The sequence below is a fragment of the Kribbella aluminosa genome, from assembly GCF_017876295.1.
In the GTDB taxonomy this organism is placed as follows: Bacteria; Actinomycetota; Actinomycetes; order Propionibacteriales; family Kribbellaceae; genus Kribbella; species Kribbella aluminosa.
Genome location: NZ_JAGINT010000001.1, coordinates 1,450,064 through 1,473,619, shown reverse-complemented (window position 1 = coordinate 1,473,619; position 23,556 = coordinate 1,450,064). Strand labels below are relative to the sequence as shown.

Genomic DNA, 23,556 nt, shown 5'->3' with positions numbered 1-23,556 from the left:
GATGACCGCCTTCATCAGTCGTCGTACCTTGCTCGCCTCCACTGGAGCGCTTGCACTTGCGGGGGTCGAATCACCCGCCTTCGGAGGAACCCGGACCAACCCGGACGATCGAGCGTTGGTCGGGCGGTGGGCCCGGGACACCTGGCGCAGTTTGGTCGCGATGACCGACGAACGCACCGGGTTGCCCGCCGACAACATCGGGGATTCGGTGACGAACCCGGCGCGGAGCAACTACACCTCGCCGACGAACATCGGCGGGTACCTGTGGAGCACGGTCGTCGCCCGGCACCTCGGGATCATCTCGCCGCAGGAGTCGTTGCGGCGGATCACGCAGACGCTGACGACGATGCGGGACGCCGTCCACCACGTGCCGAGCGGTATGTACTTCAACTGGTACGACGAGGCGACCGGTGCGGTGCGGTACGTCGACCCGGACGGCACCCGGCCGATCACGCCGTTCGTGTCCAGCGTCGACAACGCGTGGTTCGCCTGCGCGCTGATGGTCGTCCGGAACGCCGAGCCGCGCGCCCGCGCCCTCGCGGACCTGCTGCTGAACCGGATGAACTTCAAGTACTACTACAACCCCGCGGCCCGCTCCGGCGGCCTGATGCGCGGTGGCTTCTTCGAGACGCCGCCGCCGGACGAGGCGACCGACAAGGGCAACCACGCCGGCGTCGGCCCGGACGTGTACTACCGCAAGTTCCACTACGACACCTGCAACACCGAGGCACGGATCGCCGGCTACGTCGGGTTCGCGCTCAACCAGGTCCCGCACACGCAGTACTTCGCGACGTACCGGACCTTCCCGGACACCTGCGACTGGTCCTGGGTTGAGCAGAAGCCCAAGGGCGTGCACCGCACGTACCTCGGCCTCGACGTCTTCGAGGGCACCTACGAGTACCGCGGGATGCGGTTGGTCCCGTCCTGGGGCGGCGACATGTTCGAGTCGCTGATGCCGGACCTGTTCGTGCCGGAGGCGACCTGGGCGCCGCGCAGCTGGGGGATCAACCACCCGCTGACGGTCCGCGCGCAGATCGAGCACGGCCTGGACGACGCGAAGTACGGCTACTGGGGCTTCTCCCCCGCGTCGAACCCGAAGGGCGGGTACTCCGTGTACGGCGTCGACGCGATCGGGATGGACCCGACCGGCTACCCGTCCGACCTCGAGGGTACCAACTACGACGCGGGCTTCGAGGGCTGTCGCGAGGGCACCAACCCGAACCCGACGTACGGCGACGGCGTGGTCACCCCGCACGCGGCGTTCCTCGCGATGGCGTACGCACCGCGGCAGGCGATCGAGAACCTGAGCAAGATCGAGAACACGCTGCACGCGTACGGCGCCGGCGGGTTCTACGACTCGGTCGCGACGAAGTCCGGGCTGATCGCGAAGCGGTACCTCGCGCTCGACCAGGCGATGGTGATGGGTGCGATCGGCAACGTGTTCGGCAACGACCTGGTCCGGCGGAACTTCGCCAGCCGCACGGTCGAGCAACGGATCCGGCCGTTGATCGCAATGGAGCAATTCGAATCAGGAGACGCATAGATGCAGGACGACGCCCCCTTGGACGCACGGGCCGACTGGGACGAACGAATCGCCCTCCGCAGTGACGAGGAGCGCGAGTTCGCCTTCCCGGACCTCGATCCGCCGAAGGAGGTCAGGGCGGTCGGCGGCGTCGGCCAGGTGACGATCGACTGGTCGCCGGTGGACGGCGCGGCCGGCTACCTGATCCTGCGGGGAGCCGGCGCGCACGGTCCGCTGGAACCGGTCGATCATCACAGCGGCGACGTACTCTCGGTCCCGTCGCCGCCGTACGTCGACACCACGTGCACCCCGGGTACGCCGTACCGCTACGCCGTCGCGAGCGTGCCCGAGGTGACCGCTCACGGACGGCCGAGCCAGACCGTCGGCGCCGTACCGCTGGTCGCCGGCCGGATCGCGCCGACCACCCAGGTGACCGTCGATGTGGTTGCCGAGGGCACCGAGCTGCACCGCCCGTGGGCGCCGATGATCGGCAGCGAACGACTCAGCCAGCTGCTCTGCAGGGACCTGACCGGCGGTCACGAGATCGGCGCCGAACTCGAGGACGCGTTGCGCCGGATGCATGACGAGATCGGCGTCCGGACGGTGCGCGCGCACGCGATCTTCCACGACGACACGCACGTGATCGATGGGGACACCTACGACTTCTCGACGGTCGACAAGATCTACGACAGGCTGCTCGGGATCGGGCTGCGGCCGGTGGTCGAGCTCGGGTTCATGCCGCGCGAGCTGGCGAGCGACCCGACCAGGACTGTCTTCGAGTACGGCGCGATCATCTCGCCGCCGGCGTCGTACGAGCGCTGGCACGACCTGGTCCGGGCGCTCGTGCAGCACCTGGTCGACCGGTACGGGCTGGACGAAGTACTGACCTGGGACTTCGAGGTCTGGAACGAGGCGAACCTCGAGGTGTTCTGGTCCGGCACGAAGGCCGAGTTCCTGCACCTGTACGACGTGTCCGCGGCCGCCGTGAAGTCGGTGGACCCGCGCCTGCAGGTCGGCGGCCCGTCCTCGGCCGCGGCCGGTTGGGTCGACGACCTGCTCGACCACACCAAACGGTATGGCACGCCGGTCGACTTCGTGTCCACGCACACGTACGGTTCGCCGCCGCTCGACGTGCGGGCGTCGCTGGACCGGCATGGATACGGCGATGCGCGCATCCTCTGGACCGAGTGGGGCGTGACACCGACGCACTTCAACCCGATCAACGACTCGGTGTTCGCCGGGGTCTTCCTGCTCCGCGGGATGCGGTCCGCGTCCGGCCGGATCGACGCGCTCTCGTACTGGGTCGCCTCCGACCACTTCGAGGAGCTCGGCCGGCCGCCGCGGTTCCTGCACGGCGGGTTCGGGTTGCAGACCGTCGGCGGCCTGCGGAAACCGCGGTACCACGCGATGACGCTGCTCAGCCGCCTCGGCCCGGTCGAGCTGCCGGTGACGTACGACGGGGACGGCGGCGGCAGCCTCGTCGAGGCGTGGGCGTCCCGCGACCGCGACCGGATCGCCGTACTGCTGTGGAACCTGACGCTCGATCAGACCAAGGCCGACGGCGACCCCGATCTGACCAGGACGGTCCGTGTCCGGCTGCCCGGCGCGGACCCGTCCTGGCAGCTCAGCACCACCACTCTCGCGATCGGCACCGCGGACGTCGCGACCGCCGCCGCAGGTCTCCCCGACTGGCCGACGGATGCGGAGCTGGCCGACCTGGCCGAGCGCACCCAGCTGGTCACGGCAGCCGCCGAATGGAATGGTTCGGCGGTCGCGGTGACGCTGCCGATGCCGTCCGCAGTACTGCTGGAGCTCCGTCCGGCTCGGGACCGACCATCTCGTTGAGCCAGCGCTCGACGCCCGCGACGTGCACGGTCGCCCAGGCCCGGGCGACCTCCGGCTCGCGGGCGGCGATCGCGTCCAGGATCGAGCGGTGCTCCGCCAGTGAGCGGTGCACCGCTCCGGTCTGGGTCAGGCCGCGCCAGATCCGGGCCCGGTAGGTCGGCTGCCGGAAGCTCTCGAGGATCGAGGCCAGCGTCCGGTTGCCGCTGCCGATCGCGAGCAACCGGTGGAACTCCACGTCACAGGCCAGCTGGTCGTCCGCCGACGGGTCCTCGCCGAGGTCGTCGAGCAGCGCACGCATCGCGGCAACCTCGGCGTCCGCCATCCGCACCGCGGCCCGGGCCGCCGCGGCCGGCTCGAGGATCCGCCGTACCTCGAAGAACTCCAGCACCGAGGCGTCCTGCTGCAGGTCCAGGACGAACGCCATCGTCTCCATCAGCAGCGCCGGGTCCAGGCTGGTCACGTACGTACCGTCGCCCTGCCGAACCTCGAGGACCCGGATCAGTGCCAGCGCCTTGACCGCCTCGCGCAACGAGTTCCGGGACAGGCCGAGCCGCGCGGCCAGGTCGGCCTCCCGCGGCAGCCGGTCGCCGGGCTGCAGCTCACCGCTCACGATCATCTGCTTGATCGCCTCGATCGCAGTGTCGGTGACCGCCATGGCATCCCTCCCCACCGCCTCGAACTGCCTGAAACCTCCGATGTATCCGGACCATACATCGGACGTCTAGGTGCTCCGCTAGAGCGTGGTGCCTTCATTTTCTTCCTGAAATAAGGGCTCGAGCTGTTGACTCCTCTCAAGAATCCAACATATTGATCGGATGACTCACAGCTTTCCTTGGAGGTCAGGATGAGAGGAACACCAGCGCGGGCACGCCGCTGGCTCACCGCGGCCGGTGCGGTGCTGGCCCTGACCGCCGTGGCCGCCTGCGGTGGCGGGAACGGCGGCAGCAGCGGGTCAGGGTCGGCCGACAAAGCCGATCTGACCTGGCAGTTCTGGATCGGCGGTACCGCGGACCAGGCGGCCTGGCAGAAGGTCGCCGACCAGGCGCACGTCGATCACTCCGGCATCACCGTCAAGCTCCAGGGCACGGACTGGAACAACTACTGGTCCAAGATCGGCACCCTGCTGGCCGGCGGGAAGGCGCCGTGCATCATCGGCATGCAGTCGCTGCGGCTGGCGTCGTACGCGAGCGCGATGCTGCCGCTCGACGACCTGATGAAGAAGTACGGGCTGAAGACCGAGGACTTCGACAAGCCGATCATGGACGGCCTGAAGGCGGACGGGAAGCAGGTCGCGATCCCGTACGACTCCGGCCCGATGGTGATCTTCTACAACAAGGACCTGTTCAAGGCCGCCGGCGTCGCCGACCCGAAGCCCGGGTGGACGATGGCCGAGTTCGAGGCCGCCGCGAAGAAGCTCACGACCGGGGGCCGGACCGGCCTGGTGACGACGCCCGGAGATCTCGGCGTGACTTCCTGGGTGCGCACGCTGACCGGCGCGGAGCCGCTGGCCGGCGGCAAGCTCAACCTCACCGACCAGAAGTTCGTGGACGGGTTCACGACGTACGCGAACTTCGTCCGGACCGACAAGATCGCGCCGCAGGTGCCGTCCGGCAACAGCGACTTCGAGACCACCCAGTTCACCTCCGGCAAGTCCGCGATGCAGCTGAACGGCCCGTGGTCGCTGATCGACACCCTCGGCAAGGTCAAGTTCAACCTCGGGATCGCGCCGATCCCGGCCGGGCCGGACGGTTCGAAGACCTTCACGGCCGGCTCCGGGTTCGGGATCTCCCGGTCCTGCAAGACGCCGGACGCCGCGTTCCAGGCGATCATGTCGATGACCAGCGAGAAGCCGCTGACCACCCTGGCCGCCGCGGGCCGCGCGTACCCGGCCCGGACCGCCGCGCACCCGACCTGGTTCACCGCCGCGAAGATCCCCGAGGCCAAGGAGGTCATCGAATACGCGTCGCAGAACTCGGTCCCGCTGGTCACCTCGAAGAACTGGGTCCAGGTCAACGACCTGCTCACCCGGTTCGGCACCCAGGCGCTGAACGGCGAGATCCCGCCCGACCAGGCGCTGAAGACCATCCAGGACCAAGCAGGCTCCGGCTCCTGATGGTCATGCTGAACGAAACCGTCGCCCCGGCCGAGAACGTTCGGTCGGGGCGCCGGCCCGCGCTCCGGAAGGACGGGCGCTACGCGTCGGTGTTCCTGGCCCCGAGCCTGGGCGGGCTGGCACTGTTCACGTTGTTCCCGACCGCGATGGCGCTCGCGATCAGCCTGTTCGACTGGCCGGTGTTCGGCGAGCGGAAGTTCCTCGGGTTCGGCAACTACTCGCATCTGCTGAGCGATCCGGTGTTCCGCCGCGTGGTCCTGAACACCGGGCTGTTCGTGGCGCTGTACGTGCCGCTGAACGTGATCGTCTCGCTCGGGCTGGCGACCTGGCTCGGGCCGAAGATCAAGGGCCGGCAGGCGTTCCGGGTGCTGTTCTTCATCCCGGTGATGACGCCGATGGTCGCGAACGTGATGGTCTGGCGGCTGCTGTTCCAGCCCGGCGGACTGCTCGACGCGGGCCTGAGCAGCTGGTTCGGGATCCACGCGCCGAACTTCCTCGGCTCCTCCAACTGGGCGATGCCGGCGATCGTCGCGATGTCGATCTGGCAGGGATTCGGGTACAACTTCCTGGTCTTCTCCGCGGCCATCGACCAGGTGCCGCAGTCGCAGCTGGAGTCGGCGCAGATCGACGGCGCCGGCCCGTTCCAGCGGTTCCGGTACGTCACCTGGCCGATGATCACGCCGTCGCTGTTCTTCGCCACCACGATGACGCTGATCACCTCGTTCCAGGTGTTCGCGCAGCCGTTCATCCTCACCCAGGGCGGTCCGGGTGTCGCCACCCAGACGATCGTCATGTACGTCTACAACCAGGGCTGGCAGTTCCTCAGCATGGGGCTCGCGTCGGCGGCCGGGTGGGTGCTGTTCGTGATCATCATGGGCATCACCGCGATCCAGTTCGTCGGCCAGCGGAAGTGGGTGAACTATGACGTCTGAGAATCTCCGCCGGGTGGTCTCCCACGTGCTGCTGATCGCGGTCGCGATCGTCTTCCTCGGCCCGCTGGTGTACGCCGTCTCCACGTCGCTGAAGCCCGCGGACGAGGTGTTCACCCCGACGCCGCACCTGTTCGGGTCGCAGCTCCGCTGGCAGAACTACGCCGACGCGTTCACGTTCGCGCCGTTCGGCAAGTACTTCCTGAACAGCCTGTTCGTCGCGGTCACCGGGACGCTGGTCGTGGTCTGCGCGTCGAGCATGTCGGCGTACGCCTTCGCACGGCTGAAATTCAGGGGCCGGGAGCAACTTTTCGTGCTGTTCCTCGGTACGCTGATGGTGCCGCAGGAGGTCCTGATCGTGCCGATGTACTGGCTGATGCAGTCGCTCGGCTGGGTGGACAGCTACTGGGCGCTGATCCTGCCGTGGGCGTTCACCGCGTTCGGCACGTTCCTGCTCCGGCAGTTCTTCCTGACCGTCCCGGCCGAGCTCGAGGAGGCGGCGCGGGTGGACGGGTGCGGTCCGTTCAGGTCCTTCCTGCGGATCATGCTGCCGCTCGCGCGGCCGGCCATCGCCGTACTGACCGTGTTCACCTTCATCAGTTTCTGGGGCAGTTTCCTGTGGCCGTTGATCATCGTGAACAGCGTCGAGGACAAGGGCACCGTCCCACTCGGCCTGGCCCAGTTCATCGGCCAGCAGGGCACCCAGTGGAACCTGATGATGGCGGCCTCGATCATGGCGATGATCCCGACCGTGCTGCTTGTCGTCCTGCTGCAGAAACACCTTGTCCGCGGCCTGCTCGTCACCGGTCTGGGCGGCCGCTAACCCTTAAGGAGAATTGAGATGACTGATACGCCTCCCGCGGCTTCTGTGGAGAAGTTCCGCGACTGGCGGTTCGGCCTGTTCGTCCACTGGGGGCTGTACGCACTGCCGGCCCGCCACGAGTGGGTGAAGAACCGCGAGCGGCTCACCGACGAGGACTACCAGCCGTACTTCGACCACTTCGAGCCGGACCTGTACGACCCGGCCAAGTGGGCCCGGGCGGCCCGCGAGGCCGGGATGAAGTACGCCGTACTGACGACGAAGCACCACGAGGGCTTCTGCCTCTGGGACTCGCAGGTGTCCGACTACACGGTCGCGAAGACCGCCTGGGGCAAGGACCTGGTCGGGCCGTTCGTCGAGGCGTGCCGGGCCGAGGGGCTCGGCGTCGGGTTCTACCACTCGCTGATCGACTGGCACCACCCCGAGTTCCCGATCGACCTGATGCACCCGCAGCGCGACGACGAGGAGGCGATCGCGAAGGCGGCCGGGCGGGACGTCCAGGTGTACGCCGACTACCTGCACGCGCAGACCCGTGAGCTGCTGACGAACTACGGGCCGATCGACATCATGTGGTTCGACTTCTCGTACCCGGGCCGGAACTACCCCGACGGGCGCGACGGCCACGGCAAGGGGCGGGACGACTGGCGATCCGTCGAGCTGATGGCGATGGTGCGGGAGCTGCAGCCGGACATCCTGATCAACGACCGGCTGGACATCCCCGGCGACTTCGTGACGCCGGAGCAGTACCAGCCGGACGCGCCGATGGAGCGGGACGGCGTACCGGTGCTGTGGGAGGCGTGCCAGACGCTGAACGGCAGCTGGGGGTACGACCGCGACAACCTGGACTGGAAGTCGCCGGAGACGCTGGTGAAGATGCTGGTCGACTCGGTCTCGAAGGACGGCAACCTACTGCTGAACGTCGGCCCGACCGGCCGCGGCGAGTTCGACCCGCGCGCGCTGGCGACGCTGGCCGACATCGGCGAATGGATGCACCTGCACGAACGCTCGATCCGCGGCGCCCGGCCGGCCGACTACACCGCCCCGGTGGACTGCCGCTTCACCCAGAAGGGCAACCGCCTCTACCTGCACCTGTTCTCCTGGCCGATGGGTCACATCCACCTCCAGGGCCTGGCCGGCAAGGTCAAGTACGCCCAGCTCCTGAACGACGCGTCCGAGATCAAGCGCGTCGTCAGCGACCCGCACCAGGAGGCCCAGAACACCACCATGGGCGGGGTCTCGTCCGAGACGCTGACGCTGACGCTGCCGATCCAGCGCCCGAACGTGCTGGTCCCGGTGATCGAGCTGTTCCTCAACTGACCCCACCCCGCCCACCCCGCCCGGCCGGCCACCCCGCCCGGCCGGCCACCCCGCCCACCCCACCCGGCCGGTCGGGCGGCTGGCGTTTAAGGGGTTAACCACTGAGATGGGCCCTTCACCTCTCGCATGCGGGGGGCGAAGGGCCCCTTTCGGGGGTTAACCCCTCAAACGGTCTCGGACGGGCGGCGGGAGCCGGGGCGTGGAGCCGGGGCGTAGAGGTGGAGCCGGGGCGTGGAGGTGGAGCCGGGGCGTAGAGGTGGAGCCGGGGCGTAGAGGTGGAGCCGGGGCGTGGAAGTGGAGCCGGGGCGTGGAGGTTGAGGTGGGGGGTCAGTCGGCGGCGGGTGTCGGGCGGCCGGGTTGTTCGCCGCCGCGGGCTTCCAGGTAGTTGTTCTTCGGGACCATGACCTTGCGGCGGAACAGGCAGACGACGGTACCGTCCTGCTTGTAGCCCTTGGTCTCCACGTAGACGACGCCGCGGTCGTCCTTGGACTTGGACTCCCACTTGTCCAGGACGACCGTCTCGCCGTAGACGGTGTCGCCGTGGAAGGTCGGCGCGACGTGCCGCAGGGACTCGATCTCCAGGTTCGCGATCGCCTTGCCGCTCACGTCCGGGACCGACATCCCGAGCAGGATCGAGTAGATGTAGTTGCCCACCACAACGTTCTTGCCGAACTGGGTGGTCTCCTCCGCGTAGTTCGCGTCCAGGTGCAGCGGATGGTGGTTCATCGTCAGCAGGCAGAACAGGTGGTCGTCGTACTCCGTCACCGTCTTGCCCGGCCAGTGCTTGTAGATCGCCCCGACCTCGAACTCCTCGTAGCTGCGCCCGAACTGCATCGCGGTCCTCCTAGGTTCTGGATTCCCCATGCTGCCGGGTCCGGGCGCATCCGGACCGTGGTCTGGCTCTCACTCGGGCGAGATCTACGTCACCCGGGCAGACGCCTCTCAGTCCTGCGTGCGCTGCTGGGCCGTGTGGTCCGGCAGCAGCGGGTGCACCTCGCCCTTCAGCGCCAGCTTGGCCAGGTGGTTGCGCGCCTCCTCCGCGAACTTGAAGTCGCAGAGTACGTCGTACGTCGTCGCCACCACGGCGGTCCGCGAGGTGAAGTCCCGCCGGCCGGCCGACTGCGCGTAGCTGAGGCCGCCGAACACCAGCCCGAAGAAGGCGCCCAGCACCACACCGGTCAGCACCGCCGCGATCCAGTTGTTGGTGGTGAAGAGCCCCAGCAACAGACCCACGAACAACCCGAACCAGGCGCCGCTGGCAACTCCGGCGGTCAGCGCCTTGCTCCAGGTGAGCCGGCCGGTGATCTTCTCGACCTGGCGGAGGTTGTTGCCGACGATGGTCGTGTGCTCGACCGGGAACTTCTCGTCCGAGAGGTAGTCGACTGCTCGCTGCGCCTCCCGGTAGGTGTCGTACGTCCCGATCGTGAGGCCGGTCGGCCTGGGGTCCATCGAGGGCATGCCCTGCGCGGTCATCGTCGTTCCTCTCCACGTGCTTGCACCCCCATCATTGCCGACGGCTGGTTACCACGTCTTGATAGCCTCGCCGTTGATGGCCGGGCGACGATGGGACATGGGCGCGACACGCCGTGTGGGACGAGTGTTCGCCCGCCGCGGCGGCGCTGCCGGACGGCCCTCGGACGAGGTGGTCACCGGGAAGCTCGAGGGCGCCCTGGTCGACTGGGGGCTGTACCGGGACGGTGTCCGCGACCACCGGGTCGCGTCGTACACCGAGGCACTCGACCGGGCCCGTCGCGGGCAGGGGTTCGTCTGGATCGGCCTGTTCCAGCCGACCGACCATCAGCTGGCGATCATCGGCGCCGAGTTCGGGCTGCACCCGCTGGCGCTGGAGGACGCGTCCGAGGCACACCAGCGCCCCAAGCTCGAGCGGTACGGCGACACGCTGTTCGCGGTGTTCAAGACGGTCACGTACGTCCCGCACGGGGACCTGACCGCGACCAGCGAGGTGGTGGCCACCGGAGAGGTGATGGTGTTCTGCGGCCCCGGCTTCGTGGTCACGGTGCGCCACGGTGAACACAGCGAGTTGACCGGGCTCCGCCAGCACCTGGAGAAGGAGCCGCACCGGTTGGCGACCGGCCCCGGCGCCGTACTGCACGCGATCGCGGACCATGTCGTCGACCGGTACCTGGAGGTCTCGGACGCCGTACAGGCCGACATCGACCTGATCGAGACCGACATGTTCACGCCGCGCGGCTGGCGGAACATCGACCGGGTGTACCAGCTGAAACGCGAGGTACTGGAGCTCAAGCGGGCGGTGGCGCCGCTGACCGGGCCGATGCGCGCGCTGGCGACGGCGCGGCACCCGCTGATCGCCGACGAGACCAGGAACTACTTCCGCGACGTCGACGACCATCTGCAGCGGGTGAAGGAGCAGGTGATCTCGTTCGACGAGCTGCTCAGCTCGATCCTGCAGGCCGGGCTGGCCCAGGTGCAGGTCGCCGAGAACGAGGACATGCGCCGGATCTCCGCCTGGGTCGCGATCCTCGCCGTACCGACCATGATCGCCGGGATCTACGGGATGAACTTCGACTACATGCCGGAGCTGCGGCTGAAGTACGCGTACTTCGTGGTGCTCGGTGTGATGGCCTGCGCTTGTTTCACCCTTTACCGACTGTTCAAGCGGAACCACTGGCTTTGAACCTCCGGCGCCGCTGAACGCGTTGAGGTGAGGTGGCAACCTTTTGCCATGGCCAGGAGTACTACCTGATTGGAATGTTCAAACAGTTGTCGCCCACTCCGCTGCCTTGATTGAATTCCGGAGTCGCGTTCGGTCAGGAAACCACTACTTTCCGCGATCGGCGCCGGGGGACGCGGTGACAGCGAGGAACGGGAGGGGACTGCGATGCTGCGAATCCATTTCACGCCGCGCGACCTGACCCGGGTCACGGTGGCCACCAGGCCGGCACCGCTCTGGGAGGTGCTGCTGAGCCTGCACATGCTCCAGCACTCGGAAGGCCGGCTGATCTTCGAGGACTGGCGGCGCCACGTGCGCACCACCGTCGGCCCGGACCAGATGCGGCTGCTGCTCGAGCTGACCCCGGCCCGCGGGTACTCGCCGGATTTCCTGACACCGGCCGAGTCCGCGCCGGACTTCGACACCGCGCTCGAGCAGACGCTGGCGACCCCGCGGCAGCAGGTGCGCAGCCAGCTCGACCTGCTGAAGAAGTACCGCCCGGTGTCGCCGTGGACACGGGAGCTCGCGCACGGCGACAGTACGTCGATGCAGAAGCTCGGCCGGGCGATCCGGACGTACCACGACGTGGCCATCCGGCCGTACTGGAAGTCGATCGGCACCCACGTGTCCGCCGACCACGCGCACCGCGGCGAGACGCTGGCGCGGTTCGGCGTCCACCGGCTGCTGTCGTCGCTGCATCCGCGGGTCCGGTGGGTCGCACCGGTGCTGCAGGTGCTGGACATGAACGACCGCGATCTGTATCTCGATGGCAGGGGAATCGAGTTGCAGCCTTCGGCGTTCTGCTGGCAGGTACCGACGAAGCTGCGGGACCCGGACCTGAAACCGATCCTGGTCTACCCGATCCAGCACGCGCCCGGGATCCTGCGGCAGGCGTCGATGGACGCCGCACCGTCGAGCGACCCGCTGGGATCCCTGCTCGGATCGACCCGGGCCGCCGCGCTGGAGGCGGCCGTCAGCGGCTGTACGACGACCGAGCTGGCGAAGCGCTGCAAGATCTCCCCGGCGGCCGCCAGCCACCAGGCGACCGTACTGCGGGAAGCCGGGCTGATCACCACCCGCCGCTCCGGCGCCTCGGTCCGCCACGAGATCACCCAACTCGGCATCTGGCTGCTCTCCGGCCACGGCTCCGGCCGGGTCCCGACCCCCATCCCCGGACGAGCACCCGCCTAGCGCGTCCCCCGAGCCCTGCCCCAATGCGCGCTGGGCCGACCGGCACCGCCCCGCCCGTCGACCCAGCGCGCCGGGCAGCTCAGACGCCCTCTTAGAGTTTGTAGTCCTCCAGCAGGCGGCGGCCGATGATCATGCGTTGGATGTCGGCCGTTCCCTCGCCGATCAGCAGCATCGGGGCCTCGCGGTAGAGGCGCTCGATCTCGTACTCCTTCGAGAACCCGTACCCGCCGTGGATGCGGAACGAGTCCTCCACGACCTGCGAGCAGTACTCACTGGCCAGGTACTTCGCGACGCCGGCCTCGAAGTCGTTGCGGGAGCCGCTGTCCTTCTTCCGCGCCGCCTTCACCATCAGCTCGTGCGCGGCCTCGACCTTGACCGCCATGTCGGCCAGCCGGAACAGCACCGCCTGGTGCTCGGCGATCTTCTTGCCGAACGTCTCGCGCTGCTGCGCGTACGAGATCCCGAGCTCGAACGCCCGCCGCGCGACCCCACATCCGCGCGCGGCCACGTTCACCCGGCCGACCTCGACGCCGTCCATCATCTGGTAGAAACCCTTGCCCGGTACGCCGCCGAGGATCTGGGCGCCGTCGATCCGGTAGCCGTCGAAGATCAGCTCGGTCGTGTCGACGCCCTTGTAGCCCATCTTCTCGATCTTGCCGGGGATGGTGAGGCCCTTGTCGACCTCGCCGAACCCGGGCTCCTTCTCGACCAGGAAAGTGGTCATGTTCTTGTAGACCGACTCCGCGCCCTCGTCGGTCTTGGTCAGCACCGCGACCAGGTTCGACGAGCCGCCGTTGGTGAGCCACATCTTCTGGCCGTTGATCACGTAGCCGTCGCCGTCCTTTACGGCTTTGGTCTTGATCGCGGCGACGTCGGAGCCGCAGCCCGGTTCGGACATCGAGAACGCGCCGCGGACCTCGCCGGTCGCCATCCGCGGCAGGTACTTCTGCTTCTGCTCGTCGGTTCCGTGCTGGAGCAGCATGTACGCGACGATGAAGTGCGTGTTGATGATGCCGGAGACGCTCATCCAGCCGCGGGCGATCTCCTCCACGCACAGGGCGTAGGTGAGCAGCGATTCGCCGAGTCCGCCGTACTCCTCGGGGATCATCAGCCCGAACAGGCCGAGCTCCTTGAGGCCCTCGACGATCTCGGTCGGGTACTCGTCGCGGTGCTCGAGCTCGGTGGCGACCGGGAGGATCTCCGCCTCGACGAAGGCCCGGACCGTCTTCAGGATCTCCTCCTGGATGTCGGTCAGCCCGTCAGTCTGCTGCAACCTGCTCATGCTGCGCCTCCTTGGCCTGCGTACCAGTGAGTATCCTGGTACCAGCGTGACACTCGCTGTGACACCGACCACCTGGGGAAGGTCGCGTGGCTCACTCGTTGTTGTTGTTCCCGTGGTTGTCACCGTTCGGCCGCGGAAGTGACTGCCCGATGGTCGAGAACAGCGAGGCGACCTGCTGCGTGGCCTGCCAGCGGTGGCGCTGCCGTGCCTCGGCCAGACGCTGCCCGGCGGCGTAGAAGTGTTGCGCGGCGGCCTGCAGGTCACCGTGGTCGACCGCCTGCGCAGCCTGGTCCAGCTGGTTCGCTGCGTCACGTGGAGCCTTGCTGCGATTCCCGTTCCCCTGCTGGGTTGCGCGTACCTGTGCGGCCAGTGTCCGCAGCCGCTGCACCAGGACTGTCTGCGGGTCCTGCGTCGGCTTCTTCGTGGGCGTGGTCTGCGTAGGCGTAGGCGTGGGCTTCTGTGTGGTCGGCTTTGTTGTCCTGGGCGCGGCCGTGACCTTCTGCACCGGGGCCGAGGGCGTACCGCCCGCCTGTGCCGGCGCGTCGTTGGAGACACCCGACCGCAACAGCAGCGCGCCCAGCACAGCAGCCACCAGCACGGCGGCGGCTATGCCGGCCTTCGCCAGCGGGAACCCACCGCTCGGCGCCCGGTGGGTGCTGGTCTGCGGCTCGTCCTGTTCCCACGTCCCGACCCCGACCACCTCGGCCGGGGTGTAGGCCAGCACCTGGGTCTGGTTGCTCGGCGCGAGCAGCGCCGTCACCTGGTGGGCGGAAGACGGCCGCTGGGCCGGGTTCTTAGCCAGCAGGTGCGTGACGAGGCCGGCCAGCTGAGCTGGTACGTCGGTACGCGTCACGGGCGGAGGTGGTGTGTCCAGGTGCTGCCGCATCACCACGTCCGCGGTCGGCCCGGTGAACGGCGGCGTACCGGTCAGGAGCTCGTGCAGGACGCAGCCGAACGAGTACCAGTCGCTGGCAGGCGTTGCCGGCTCGCCTCGGACCTGCTCAGGCGACACGTACGACGCCGTACCGAGCAGGACGCCCAGACCGGTCGTCTCGTTGCCGGCACGCTTGGCGATACCGAAGTCGGTCATCTTGAGCGTGCCGTCCGGTGCCAGCAGCAGGTTGCCCGGCTTCACGTCGCGGTGCACGATGCCGGCCTCGTGCGCGGCGTCCAGCGCGCGGGCGCCCTGGGTCGCGATGCTTTCGACCAGCTCGGCGGGCGGGAGTCCCGACGTACGCATCAGCTTCGCCAGGTCCGGGCCCTGGACGAGCTCCATCACCAGGAACACGCGGTCGCCCTCGGTGCCGACGTCGTACGTCGCCACCACGTTCGGGTGGGTCAGCCGAGCGGCTGACTGAGCCTCGGCCCGGAACCGCTGGACGGCATCCATCGGGTCGCCGTCAAGGCTGCGGAGCAGTTTCACCGCCACCTGCCGGTCGAGAACCGTGTCCTCGGCCTGCCACACCTCGCCCGCGCCGCCCCTGCCCAGCAGAGTCAGCAAACGGTACCGACCTACCAGTACCTCGCCGTTCACACACTCACCTTCCGCAGCGGACCGGATCACCTTAGGCGGCGAATCGCGGATGATCGAGTCCACGACGAAAAGGTTCAGAAACCTCTGCGGACAGCGATCGGAGTACTACGGTGGGTGGATGAAACTCCCCGCCCTGATCGCGGCAGTGCTGGTCGCGACGACGCTGACCACTCTCACCACGACCACCGCGTCCGCCGCGCCCGACCGGCACCCGCGCCCGGTAGTGAAGTGCGAGTTCACCCCGACCCCGGAGAACCCGGCCGCGAAGCCGGTCCGGATCCCGTCCGCGAACGCCCGCGCCAAGGGCACGGTCGACGTGTACTTCGTGACGAACTACGGCCCGTTCGTGGTCCGGATGGACCGCGCGAACGCCCCGTGCGGCGTACACAACTTCGTGCACCTGGTGCAGAGCCGGTTCTACGACGCCACCCAGTGCTTCCGGCTGACGAACTCGGCCCGGCTCGGCGTCCTCCAGTGCGGCGACATCTACCGCCAGGAGGAGGGCGGCCCCGGCTACAAGTTCCCCGACGAGGTCACCGGCAAGGAGACCTACGACCGCGGCACCGTTGCCTACGGCAACCAGGGCCCGGGCACCAACGGCTCGGAGTTCTTCGTCGTCCACTCCTTCGCCCATATCGCCCCGAACTACACGGTCCTCGGCCACGTGATCGCCGGCATGTCCACCTTCGACCGCATGGTCGCCGCCGGCATCGCCGACCCCGACCAGGACGGCCCACCGGTCAAGCCCATCCGCATCCTCAAGGTCTGGACCTTCTAGGGGAGGGTAATTCGGCGGTCGCCGGGGCTAACGTGAGCCCGTGGGTACACGAGGCCGGCCCCGGCATCCCGACGTACTGACGCCCGCCGAGTGGCAGGTCGTGCACGCGGTCCGGCACGGGATGTCGAACCAGGAGATCGCGCGCCGGCGCGGAGTCAGCGTCGACGCGGTCAAGTTCCACGTCGCCAACGCGCTGATGAAGCTCGGCCTGACTCGCCGGACCGAACTCCGCGGCTGGCGCGGCGTACCCGCCGACAGCCCCCTGCGAGCACAAGGAGCCCAACCCATGGAGCTAGGTGTGATCGGGCAGATTGCCCGCCCGGTGCGGGACATTCACGTGGCGGTGGACTTCTACGGGACGGTGCTGGGACTGCCGCATCTCTACACGTTCGGCGATCTCGCCTTCTTCGACTGCGGCGGGACCCGCTTGTTCCTGAGCGCCACCGAGGAGCCGGCCCAGCCATCAATCCTCTACTTCCGGGTCGACGACATCCAGACGGCGTACGACGAGCTCCGCGCCCGCGGCGTGGAATTCGAGCAGGCGCCGCACCTCATCCACAAACACGACAACGGCGTCGAGGAATGGATGGCATTCTTCCCCGACCCTGACGGCCACCTGCTGGCGATCATGGCCCAGGCGGTCCCCACGACCTGAGGAGCGCGGGCAGGACAAGACCGGCGTACGGATCACGGACGTGGTGCTAGTCGGCGGGCGGCTGCCAGATGTTGGTGCGGGTGAAGCCGGCGGCGCGGCCCTTGGCGGAGATGACGAGGGCCATTTTGCGGCTGGCTTCGTCGATCATCTCGTCGCCGAGCATGACCGCGCCGCGGGCGCCGCCGGCGGCGGAGGTGTAGTGGTCGTAGGCGTCGAGGATGTTCTCGGCGTGGTCGTAGTCCTCCTGGCGCGGGGAGTAGACCTCGTTGGCGGCGGCGATCTGGTCGGGGTGCAGGACCCATTTGCCGTCGAAGCCGAGGGCGGCCGAGCGACCCGCGACGCGGCGGAAACCGTCGACGTCCTTGATCTGCAGGTACGGGCCGTCGATCGCCTGCTTGTCGTGGGCGCGGGCCGCCATCAGGATCTGCATCAGGATGTAGTGGTAGGCGTCGCCGACGTCGTACCCGGGCGGCTGTTCGCCGACCACCAGCGACTTCATGTTGATCGACGCCATGAAGTCCGCCGGGCCGAAGATGATCGTCTCGACCCGCGGCGAGGCGGTAGCGATCGCGTTCACGTTGGTGAGGCCGAGCGCGTTCTCGATCTGCGCCTCGATGCCGATCCGTCCCGGCTCGTACCCGTGCACCTTCTCGAGCTGGGTGAGCAGCAGGTCCAGGGCGACCACCTGCTCGGCGGTCTGCACCTTCGGCAGCATGATGCAGTCCAGGTTCGCGCCGGCGCCGCCGACGACCTCGATCACGTCGGCGTACGTCCACTCGGTGGTCCAGTCGTTCACCCGGACGACGCGGATCTTGTTCCCCCAGCCGCCCTCGTTGAGCGCGGCGACGATGTTCTTCCGGGCGTCCGGCTTGGCGAGCGGTGCGACCGAGTCCTCGAGGTCCAGGAACACCTGGTCCGCGTCCAGCCCCTTCGCCTTCTCCAGGAACCGCGGGTTCGACCCCGGGGTGGCCAGACACGACCGCCTGCTCCGCAAACCCTTGTCCGTCATCCGTCGACCTCCACTCGGTTACCCACCGGTCACCGGCAGCGTACGGCGAAAGGCACGCGCCCGGCCCGGTGACATCGCTCACTGTGACAGTCTTGGGCCGTGGACACCGAGCGGGCTGTGACAGAGATCGCCACGGAGATCGCCGCCGTGATGAAGAAGGCGGGCCTCGTCTGGCTGTCGTGGGACGGCGGCCGCCCGGCACCTGCCTGGTTCGCGAACGTCGACGGGCAGTACGTCGTACTCGCCGACTCGGCGGACGGTGACGAGCAGCCACTCCCCGGGCTCGCAACGGCAGGCTCTGTCACGGTCGTCGTACCGGCCAAGCCCGCGACCAACCGGCTGGCGAGCTGGACGGCTACGGTACGGCGGCTGGAACCCGGCAGCGACGAGTGGACCGCCGCCGCGCAGGTATTGCGTACCGAGCGGCTCAACGCGGCCGACCTGGACACCCAGCTCGAGCGCTGGCGCACCCAGGCCGACATCCTCGCCCTGGACCCCGCAGGTGACTTCACCGGGCTGTACGACGACTCGCCCCGAGCCGAGACTCCGGTACCGACCAGAGCCACAACCCGCGGCAAACCACCGAAAACCCTGCACCGCCCGATCCGCCGCCGCCCCAAACTGAGCTAGTTGCCGTCAGCAAGCGTCAGAGCCAGCCGCGGTCGCGGGCGTGCCAGCCGAGTTGCAGACGGGAACGTGAGTGGGTCTGTTCCATCAGTTGCTGGACGCGTCTGGCGACTGTGCGGCGGCTGATGCCCAGTCGTGCGCCTGCGGCGTCGTCGGTCAGTCCTGCGACCAGCAACGAGAGCAGGTGCCTGTCCTCCGAGGACAAGGCCTCCTCCGGCCGCAGCCCGTCCGAGTCGGTCACGCTCAGCGGGCTCGCTCTGTTCCACACGGTCTCGAACATCATGTCCGCTCGCGCATCTCGGCACGGGCCGTCCGCTGGACCCGGTCGAAGGCCAGCGCGACCGCGGTCTCGCCGGTGACGATCTCGATCAGCTCCTCGGTCCGCCGTGCACCGCCCTGCCGGGTCGCCTCCGCGGCCAGCCGGTACGCCGACTTCCGGATCCGCTCGAACTCCTCCTCCTGACGCCGGATCAGGTCCAGGTACGCCGTCTCCTCGTCCACGCCCAACCCGGTGGTTCCCAGCATCCCCACCCCACTTCGTCCGCACCCGAGGTGCAAAAGTCTACGAAGCGTCCTCAGCCGAGACTCCGGCTCGGCGGGTTAGCCTTCCGGCATGACTGGATCACCGTCGCGGGTGTACGTCGCTCGGCTCGCAGGGCTGCCGGTGTACGACCCGAACGGCGACCAGGTCGGCAAGGTTCGGGACGTGGTCGCCATGATGCGCCAGGGCGACCAGCCTCCGCGGGTCCTCGGCCTGGTCGTCGAGGTGTTCACCCGGCGCCGCATCTTCCTCCCGATGACCCGGGTGACCTCCGTGGAGGTCGGGCACGTCATCACCACCGGCCTGCTGAACATGCGGCGCTTCGAGCAGCGTCCGACCGAAGTACTCGTGCTGGGTGAGCTGCTGGACCGGACCGTCACCATCGCCGACACCGGTGCCACCGCGGTCGTGTACGACATGGCCATGGAGCAGTGGCGGACCCGGGACTGGCTGCTGACCAAGGTTGCGGTGCGGGAGGGCTCCAAACGGTTCCGGCGACGCGGCCAGACGCATGTGCTCGACTGGAGCGACGTCAGCGGGTTCACCCAGGTGGAAGAGGGCCAGGGCGCGACCCACATCCTCGCGGCCTTCGAGTCGATGCGCCCGGCCGACCTGGCCGGCGTACTGCACGACCTGTCCGCCAAGCGCCGCAAGGAGATCGCGACAGCGCTGGACGACGAGCGGCTGGCCGACGTACTCGAAGAGCTGCCCGAGGACATCCAGGTGGAGATCCTGGACGGTCTGGACACCGAGCGCGCCGCGGACGTGCTGGAGGAGATGTCCCCGGACGACGCGGCCGACCTGATCGCCGAGCTGCCTACCGAGATCGCAGAGCGCCTGCTGACGCTGATGGAGCCTGAGGAAGCGGAGGACGTACGGCGGCTGCTCACGTACGAGGAGCACACAGCGGGCGGTCTTATGACGTCAGAGCCCGTCATCCTGCCTGTAGACGCCACCGTGGCCGATGCACTCGCCCACGTGCGCAACGCCGACCTGAGCCCGGCACTGGCCGCCATGATCTACGTCTGCCGACCACCCCTCGAGACACCGACTGGACGGTTCATCGGCATCGGCCACATCCAGCGGCTGCTCCGGGAGCCCCCGTCCGAGCTGGTGTCGGCAGCACTCGACACGGACCTGGACGGGCTGCGGCCGGACGACAGCCTGCATACCGTCAGCAAGTACCTCGCGACGTACAACCTGGTCGCCGCACCGGTACTGGATGACGAGGGCAGGCTGCTCGGTGCGGTGACTGTCGACGACGTACTCGACCACCTGCTCCCGGAGGACTGGCGGGAGCACGACCACCCGGACAGCCCGGACACGCCGCAGGAGGTGGGCCACGATGCCACGTAGCGACCGCAGGACGGCCCGGGGGAGCACGCGGCTCGACGTACCGCGGGACTGGCGGCGGACGTTCGTCCCGCGGCCGACGTACGACGCGGACGCGTTCGGCCGGCTGTCCGAGCGGATCGCGCGCTTCCTCGGCACCGGGCAGTTCCTGGTCTACATGACCGTGACGATCCTGTTCTGGATCGGCTGGAACATCTTCGCGCCGGCGAACCTGCGCTTCGACACCTACCCGTTCATCTTCCTGACGCTGGCGCTCAGCCTGCAGGCGTCGTACGCCGCCCCGCTGATCCTGCTCGCGCAGAACCGGCAGGAGGCCCGGGACCGGGTGCAGTACGAGCGGGACCGGGACGTCGACGCCCGGACCCGTGCGGACATGGAGTTCCTGGCCCGCGAGATGGCGTCGCTGCGGATGGCGGTCGGCGAGGTCGCCACCCGGGACTTCCTGCGCTCCGAGCTGCGGTCGCTGCTGGCGGATCTGGACACGCGCGAGGACGATCGGGTTTGACTCCGAGCTACCCTCGCTATCAGGTGAGGAAGAAGGACGTGGGATGAAGACTCGATTCGCGCCCGACCGAGGGCTGTCCAGCCGGATGGTGATCACGAGCTTCCTGCTCGGACTGCTGTACGTGGCGTTCGTGGCGCTGCTGATCGCGCTGACCAGAAGCGCGGTGCTGGCCGTGGTCATCGCGGGCGGCATGCTGTTCGCGCAGTACTGGTTCTCCGACAAGATCGCGCTGTACGCGATGCACGGGCGGATCGTGACGCCGGAGGAGGCGCCGGAGCTGCACGGTGCGATCGACCGGCTGTGCGCGCTGGCCGACATGCCGAAGCCGCGGGTGGCGATCGCCGACGTCGACCTGCCGAACGCGTTCGCGACCGGCCGGAACCCGAACAACGCGGTGGTCTGCGTGACCACCGGCATCATGCGCCGGCTCGACCAGGACGAGCTCGAGGGCGTGCTGTCGCACGAGCTCTCGCACGTCGCGCACCGGGACGTCGCGGTGATGACGATCGCGTCGTTCCTCGGCGTGCTGGCCGGCCTGATCACCCGCTTCGGGCTGTACGGCGGCCTCGGCCGCGGCAACCGCGACCAGAACGCGGCGCTGGTGATGCTGACCGTGATCGCGGTGTCGGTCGCGGTGTACGCGATCTCGTTCCTGCTCACCCGGGCGCTGTCCCGCTACCGCGAGCTGGCCGCCGACCGTGCCGGGGCGATGCTCACCGGCAGACCGTCCACGCTGGCCTCGGCGCTGACCAAGATCAGCGGAGACATAGCCCGGATACCGTCGCGGGACCTCCGCCAGGCGCAGGCGTTCAACGCGTTCTTCTTCGCCCCGGCGATCTCCGGCGGCAAGAGCGTCTCGGCGCTGTTCTCGACGCACCCGTCGCTCGAGACACGCCTCGACCGCCTCGGTGCCCTGTCCCGCGAGCTGGGCGAGCAAGCTTAGGCCTATGGGACTCCTCGACATCCTGCTCGGGCGGAGCAAAGCCGTTCCGCCGAACCTCGATCAGTTGTTCTCGCTTCCGTCGGCCGCGATCACATTGGAGACCGCGGCCGACTACCGTCCGACCGGCAGCGGCTCAGTGTGTTTCAAGGCGGCCGAGGGCGGTGGGTTCACGGCGCTCCGGGACGAGGTCGACAAGCTGCTCGCCCTCGACAACGGCAAGTTCACGAGTACGACGGACTCGTACGGCTTCACCTGGCTGGTCCGGCAGACGGCACCTGACGACCTGGAAACACTCGTCACCGACCTGCACGCCGTGAACACCTCCCTGGTCGACGCCGGCTTCGGCGGTGCCCTCCTGTGCACCCTGGTCGCCTTCACCAACGGCACCGAGCCCCTGGGCCTGGTGTACCTCTACAAGCGCGGCTCCTGGTACCCGTTCGTCCCCGTCGGCACCGACCGCCGAGACAACGCCAAGGAGCTCCAGATCAAGTCGGTAGTGGGCACCGACCTGAACTTCGAACAAGACCTCACCCGCTGGTTCCCCATCTACGGCGCACCCGGCCTGTGAAGTAAGGGTTGCCTTGCTGGGGGTATGTCACATGGACCGTGGTCCGGTGGACTCGGGGGAGCACGTAGCCTTGGGGTATGGCTGCCACTGCTGAGCAGGTGACCGCGGCGCTCGGTGGAGTGCTCGATCCCGAGATCAAGAAGCCGATCACGGACCTGGGGATGGTCGAGTCCGTCGTCGTCCGGGACGACGGCGTGGTCGCCGTACGGGTTCTGCTGACCGTCGCCGGCTGTCCGATGAAGGACACGCTGCGCCGCGACGTCACGGCCGCGGTGAGCAAGCTCGACGGCGTCACCGGCGTGGAGATCGATCTCGGCGTGATGTCGTCCGAGCAGCGGGCGGCCCTGCAGACCCAGCTGCGCGGCGGCGTGGCCGAGAAGGAGATCCCGTTCTCCCGGCCGGACTCGCTGACCAAGGTGTTCGCGATCGCGTCCGGCAAGGGCGGCGTCGGCAAGTCGTCCGTCACCGTCAACCTGGCGGTCGCGATGGCCCGCCAGGGCCTGTCGGTGGGCGTCCTGGACGCGGACATCTACGGCCACTCGGTGCCGGCCATGTTCGGCGTCGCGGACGAGCGCCCGACCGCCGTGGACGACATGATCATGCCGGTGCCCGCGCACGGCGTGAAGGTGATCTCGATCGGCATGCTGAAGCCGAAGCGCGACCAGGTGGTCGCCTGGCGCGGCCCGATCCTGGACCGCGCGCTCGTCCAGATGCTCGCCGACGTGTACTGGGGCGACCTCGACGTACTGCTGCTGGACCTCCCGCCGGGCACCGGCGACATCGCGATCTCCGTCGGCCAGCGGCTGACCAGCGCCGAGGTGATCGTCGTGACGACCCCGCAGGAGGCCGCCGCCGAGGTGGCGGAGCGGGCCGGCACGATGGCGCAGATGGTGCACCAGCGGGTCGCCGGCGTGGTCGAGAACATGTCGTACCTGCCCTGCCCGCACTGCGGTCCCGAGCACCGGATCGAGATCTTCGGCTCCGGTGGCGGTACCCGGGTCGCGGAGACGCTGTCCGCGCGGCTCGGCTACCCGATCCCGCTGCTCGGCGAGATCCCGCTCGACGAGCGGCTCCGCTCCGGCGGCGACCTCGGTCAGCCGCTGACGTTGGCGGACCCGGACACCCCGGCCGCGCAGATACTCGGCAAGATCGCCGCGACGCTCGGCGGCAAGCCGCGCGGGCTGCTCGGCCGCCAGCTAGGCCTCTCCCCCGCCGGTCGCTGACCAGCTCGGACGGAGTACGTCGAGCCCTTCGCCGACGTACTCCGCAACGGGCCGCGCTGTACGGCGTTGCCGGTGCAGTCGCTACCGGGCTGCTGTTCTGGTGGAGCTG

The 23,556-nt window shown here is 68.6% G+C and carries 24 protein-coding genes; 16 read left to right on the top strand and 8 right to left on the bottom strand.

Annotated elements, in window-relative coordinates; genetic code table 11:
* Position 1: 1 nt before the first annotated feature.
* Together JOF29_RS07360 and JOF29_RS07355 are read left to right on the top strand one after the other, a co-directional pair.
* Positions 2–1,543: a glucoamylase family protein gene (locus JOF29_RS07360; protein ID WP_209693472.1), complete on the top strand. Its 1,542-nt coding sequence runs from the start codon at positions 2–4 to the stop codon at positions 1,541–1,543.
* Positions 1,544–3,367 (top strand): GH39 family glycosyl hydrolase, encoded by a 1,824-nt coding sequence (locus JOF29_RS07355; protein WP_209693471.1) that lies wholly within the window; start codon positions 1,544–1,546, stop codon positions 3,365–3,367.
* On the opposite strand, the gene JOF29_RS07350 is transcribed toward JOF29_RS07355, so the two are convergent.
* Positions 3,261–4,022: a FadR/GntR family transcriptional regulator gene (locus JOF29_RS07350; protein ID WP_209693470.1), complete on the bottom strand. Its 762-nt coding sequence runs from the start codon at positions 4,020–4,022 to the stop codon at positions 3,261–3,263. The two genes, JOF29_RS07355 and JOF29_RS07350, sit on opposite strands and share 107 nt — an antisense overlap.
* A 189-nt stretch (positions 4,023–4,211) precedes the next feature.
* Between JOF29_RS07350 and JOF29_RS07345 the strand changes: the two genes are divergently transcribed.
* Genes JOF29_RS07345 through JOF29_RS07330 form a run of 4 tightly spaced genes read left to right on the top strand, consistent with a single transcriptional unit; the run spans position 4,212 to position 8,546 of the window.
* Positions 4,212–5,480: an ABC transporter substrate-binding protein gene (locus tag JOF29_RS07345; protein ID WP_209693469.1), complete on the top strand. Its 1,269-nt coding sequence runs from the start codon at positions 4,212–4,214 to the stop codon at positions 5,478–5,480.
* Positions 5,481–5,485: 5 nt separating this feature from the next.
* Positions 5,486–6,412 carry a carbohydrate ABC transporter permease gene (locus JOF29_RS07340; RefSeq protein ID WP_209693468.1) on the top strand — a complete coding sequence of 309 codons (927 nt, stop codon included), beginning with the start codon at positions 5,486–5,488 and terminating at the stop codon, positions 6,410–6,412.
* Positions 6,402–7,232, top strand: a complete 831-nt coding sequence (locus JOF29_RS07335; RefSeq protein ID WP_209693467.1) for a carbohydrate ABC transporter permease — start codon at positions 6,402–6,404, stop codon at positions 7,230–7,232. Before JOF29_RS07340 ends, JOF29_RS07335 begins: the two co-directional genes overlap by 11 nt.
* 18 nt (positions 7,233–7,250) lie before the next feature.
* Positions 7,251–8,546 (top strand): alpha-L-fucosidase, encoded by a 1,296-nt coding sequence (locus tag JOF29_RS07330; RefSeq protein ID WP_209693466.1) that lies wholly within the window; start codon positions 7,251–7,253, stop codon positions 8,544–8,546.
* A 327-nt stretch (positions 8,547–8,873) separates the two neighbouring features.
* Here JOF29_RS07330 and JOF29_RS07325 read toward each other — a convergent pair whose 3' ends face one another.
* Entirely contained in the window at positions 8,874–9,380 is a 507-nt protein-coding gene (locus JOF29_RS07325) for a MaoC family dehydratase (RefSeq protein WP_209693465.1), read from the bottom strand.
* A gap of 108 nt (positions 9,381–9,488) precedes the next feature.
* Positions 9,489–10,019, bottom strand: coding sequence for a YflT domain-containing protein (locus JOF29_RS07320; protein ID WP_209693464.1), 531 nt, complete (start codon positions 10,017–10,019; stop codon positions 9,489–9,491).
* A 76-nt stretch (positions 10,020–10,095) separates the two neighbouring features.
* Between JOF29_RS07320 and JOF29_RS07315 the strand changes: the two genes are divergently transcribed.
* Together JOF29_RS07315 and JOF29_RS07310 are read left to right on the top strand one after the other, a co-directional pair.
* On the top strand, positions 10,096–11,202 hold the full coding sequence (locus JOF29_RS07315) for a magnesium and cobalt transport protein CorA (protein ID WP_245357478.1): 1,107 nt from the start codon (positions 10,096–10,098) through the stop codon (positions 11,200–11,202).
* 204 nt (positions 11,203–11,406) lie between these two features.
* Entirely contained in the window at positions 11,407–12,429 is a 1,023-nt protein-coding gene (locus JOF29_RS07310) for an ArsR/SmtB family transcription factor (protein ID WP_209693463.1), read from the top strand.
* Positions 12,430–12,520: 91 nt separating this feature from the next.
* Here the strand turns inward: JOF29_RS07310 and JOF29_RS07305 are convergent, their stop codons facing one another.
* Complete coding sequence (locus tag JOF29_RS07305) at positions 12,521–13,711, bottom strand: acyl-CoA dehydrogenase family protein (protein ID WP_209693462.1); 1,191 nt, start codon at positions 13,709–13,711, stop codon at positions 12,521–12,523.
* Positions 13,712–13,802: 91 nt separating this feature from the next.
* A complete protein-coding gene (locus tag JOF29_RS07300; RefSeq protein WP_245357477.1) occupies positions 13,803–15,212 on the bottom strand; it encodes a serine/threonine-protein kinase in 1,410 nt (469 codons plus the stop codon).
* A gap of 151 nt (positions 15,213–15,363) precedes the next feature.
* Between JOF29_RS07300 and JOF29_RS07295 the strand changes: the two genes are divergently transcribed.
* Positions 15,364–16,023, top strand: a complete 660-nt coding sequence (locus tag JOF29_RS07295; RefSeq protein WP_209693460.1) for a peptidylprolyl isomerase — start codon at positions 15,364–15,366, stop codon at positions 16,021–16,023.
* Between the two features lie 40 nt (positions 16,024–16,063).
* The gene (locus JOF29_RS07290) at positions 16,064–16,678 is read left to right on the top strand and encodes a VOC family protein (RefSeq protein WP_209693459.1); all 615 of its coding nucleotides are present in this window, start codon (positions 16,064–16,066) and stop codon (positions 16,676–16,678) included.
* Between the two features lie 46 nt (positions 16,679–16,724).
* Here JOF29_RS07290 and JOF29_RS07285 read toward each other — a convergent pair whose 3' ends face one another.
* Complete coding sequence (locus JOF29_RS07285) at positions 16,725–17,687, bottom strand: HpcH/HpaI aldolase/citrate lyase family protein (RefSeq protein ID WP_209693458.1); 963 nt, start codon at positions 17,685–17,687, stop codon at positions 16,725–16,727.
* Positions 17,688–17,786: 99 nt separating this feature from the next.
* On the opposite strand from JOF29_RS07285, the gene JOF29_RS07280 reads away from it, so the two are divergent.
* Entirely contained in the window at positions 17,787–18,317 is a 531-nt protein-coding gene (locus JOF29_RS07280) for a hypothetical protein (RefSeq protein WP_307863194.1), read from the top strand.
* Positions 18,318–18,333: 16 nt separating this feature from the next.
* Here JOF29_RS07280 and JOF29_RS07275 read toward each other — a convergent pair whose 3' ends face one another.
* On the bottom strand, positions 18,334–18,582 hold the full coding sequence (locus JOF29_RS07275) for a helix-turn-helix domain-containing protein (protein ID WP_209693457.1): 249 nt from the start codon (positions 18,580–18,582) through the stop codon (positions 18,334–18,336).
* Positions 18,583–18,593: 11 nt separating this feature from the next.
* Positions 18,594–18,839 carry a hypothetical protein gene (locus JOF29_RS07270; RefSeq protein WP_209693456.1) on the bottom strand — a complete coding sequence of 82 codons (246 nt, stop codon included), beginning with the start codon at positions 18,837–18,839 and terminating at the stop codon, positions 18,594–18,596.
* An 88-nt stretch (positions 18,840–18,927) separates the two neighbouring features.
* On the opposite strand from JOF29_RS07270, the gene JOF29_RS07265 reads away from it, so the two are divergent.
* From JOF29_RS07265 to JOF29_RS07245, 5 genes are all read left to right on the top strand, one after another.
* Entirely contained in the window at positions 18,928–20,211 is a 1,284-nt protein-coding gene (locus tag JOF29_RS07265) for a magnesium transporter MgtE N-terminal domain-containing protein (RefSeq protein WP_209693455.1), read from the top strand.
* On the top strand, positions 20,201–20,713 hold the full coding sequence (locus JOF29_RS07260) for a DUF1003 domain-containing protein (RefSeq protein WP_209693454.1): 513 nt from the start codon (positions 20,201–20,203) through the stop codon (positions 20,711–20,713). The genes JOF29_RS07265 and JOF29_RS07260 overlap by 11 nt, the downstream gene beginning before the upstream one ends.
* A 43-nt stretch (positions 20,714–20,756) precedes the next feature.
* Entirely contained in the window at positions 20,757–21,656 is a 900-nt protein-coding gene (gene htpX, locus JOF29_RS07255) for a zinc metalloprotease HtpX (RefSeq protein WP_209693453.1), read from the top strand.
* A gap of 4 nt (positions 21,657–21,660) precedes the next feature.
* Positions 21,661–22,224, top strand: coding sequence for a PspA-associated protein PspAB (gene pspAB, locus JOF29_RS07250; protein WP_209693452.1), 564 nt, complete (start codon positions 21,661–21,663; stop codon positions 22,222–22,224).
* Positions 22,225–22,301: 77 nt separating this feature from the next.
* Positions 22,302–23,447: an Mrp/NBP35 family ATP-binding protein gene (locus JOF29_RS07245; RefSeq protein WP_209693451.1), complete on the top strand. Its 1,146-nt coding sequence runs from the start codon at positions 22,302–22,304 to the stop codon at positions 23,445–23,447.
* Positions 23,448–23,556 lie beyond the last annotated feature (109 nt).

What these genes read in the sequence shown, in the direction of transcription:
- JOF29_RS07260 (WP_209693454.1), top strand. Translation starts at nt 20,201, where the DNA reads ATGCCACGTAGCGACCGCAGGACGGCCCGGGGGAGCACGCGGCTCGAC.
- JOF29_RS07305 (WP_209693462.1), bottom strand. Translation starts at nt 13,711, where the DNA reads ATGAGCAGGTTGCAGCAGACTGACGGGCTGACCGACATCCAGGAGGAG.
- JOF29_RS07315 (WP_245357478.1), top strand. Translation starts at nt 10,096, where the DNA reads ATGGCCGGGCGACGATGGGACATGGGCGCGACACGCCGTGTGGGACGA.
- JOF29_RS07265 (WP_209693455.1), top strand. Translation starts at nt 18,928, where the DNA reads ATGACTGGATCACCGTCGCGGGTGTACGTCGCTCGGCTCGCAGGGCTG.
- JOF29_RS07345 (WP_209693469.1), top strand. Translation starts at nt 4,212, where the DNA reads ATGAGAGGAACACCAGCGCGGGCACGCCGCTGGCTCACCGCGGCCGGT.
- JOF29_RS07295 (WP_209693460.1), top strand. Translation starts at nt 15,364, where the DNA reads ATGAAACTCCCCGCCCTGATCGCGGCAGTGCTGGTCGCGACGACGCTG.
- pspAB (WP_209693452.1), top strand. Translation starts at nt 21,661, where the DNA reads ATGGGACTCCTCGACATCCTGCTCGGGCGGAGCAAAGCCGTTCCGCCG.
- JOF29_RS07245 (WP_209693451.1), top strand. Translation starts at nt 22,302, where the DNA reads ATGGCTGCCACTGCTGAGCAGGTGACCGCGGCGCTCGGTGGAGTGCTC.
- JOF29_RS07270 (WP_209693456.1), bottom strand. Translation starts at nt 18,839, where the DNA reads ATGCTGGGAACCACCGGGTTGGGCGTGGACGAGGAGACGGCGTACCTG.
- JOF29_RS07285 (WP_209693458.1), bottom strand. Translation starts at nt 17,687, where the DNA reads ATGACGGACAAGGGTTTGCGGAGCAGGCGGTCGTGTCTGGCCACCCCG.
- JOF29_RS07340 (WP_209693468.1), top strand. Translation starts at nt 5,486, where the DNA reads ATGCTGAACGAAACCGTCGCCCCGGCCGAGAACGTTCGGTCGGGGCGC.
- JOF29_RS07355 (WP_209693471.1), top strand. Translation starts at nt 1,544, where the DNA reads ATGCAGGACGACGCCCCCTTGGACGCACGGGCCGACTGGGACGAACGA.
- JOF29_RS07310 (WP_209693463.1), top strand. Translation starts at nt 11,407, where the DNA reads ATGCTGCGAATCCATTTCACGCCGCGCGACCTGACCCGGGTCACGGTG.
- JOF29_RS07330 (WP_209693466.1), top strand. Translation starts at nt 7,251, where the DNA reads ATGACTGATACGCCTCCCGCGGCTTCTGTGGAGAAGTTCCGCGACTGG.
- JOF29_RS07320 (WP_209693464.1), bottom strand. Translation starts at nt 10,019, where the DNA reads ATGACCGCGCAGGGCATGCCCTCGATGGACCCCAGGCCGACCGGCCTC.
- htpX (WP_209693453.1), top strand. Translation starts at nt 20,757, where the DNA reads ATGAAGACTCGATTCGCGCCCGACCGAGGGCTGTCCAGCCGGATGGTG.
- JOF29_RS07325 (WP_209693465.1), bottom strand. Translation starts at nt 9,380, where the DNA reads ATGCAGTTCGGGCGCAGCTACGAGGAGTTCGAGGTCGGGGCGATCTAC.
- JOF29_RS07350 (WP_209693470.1), bottom strand. Translation starts at nt 4,022, where the DNA reads ATGGCGGTCACCGACACTGCGATCGAGGCGATCAAGCAGATGATCGTG.
- JOF29_RS07360 (WP_209693472.1), top strand. Translation starts at nt 2, where the DNA reads ATGACCGCCTTCATCAGTCGTCGTACCTTGCTCGCCTCCACTGGAGCG.
- JOF29_RS07335 (WP_209693467.1), top strand. Translation starts at nt 6,402, where the DNA reads ATGACGTCTGAGAATCTCCGCCGGGTGGTCTCCCACGTGCTGCTGATC.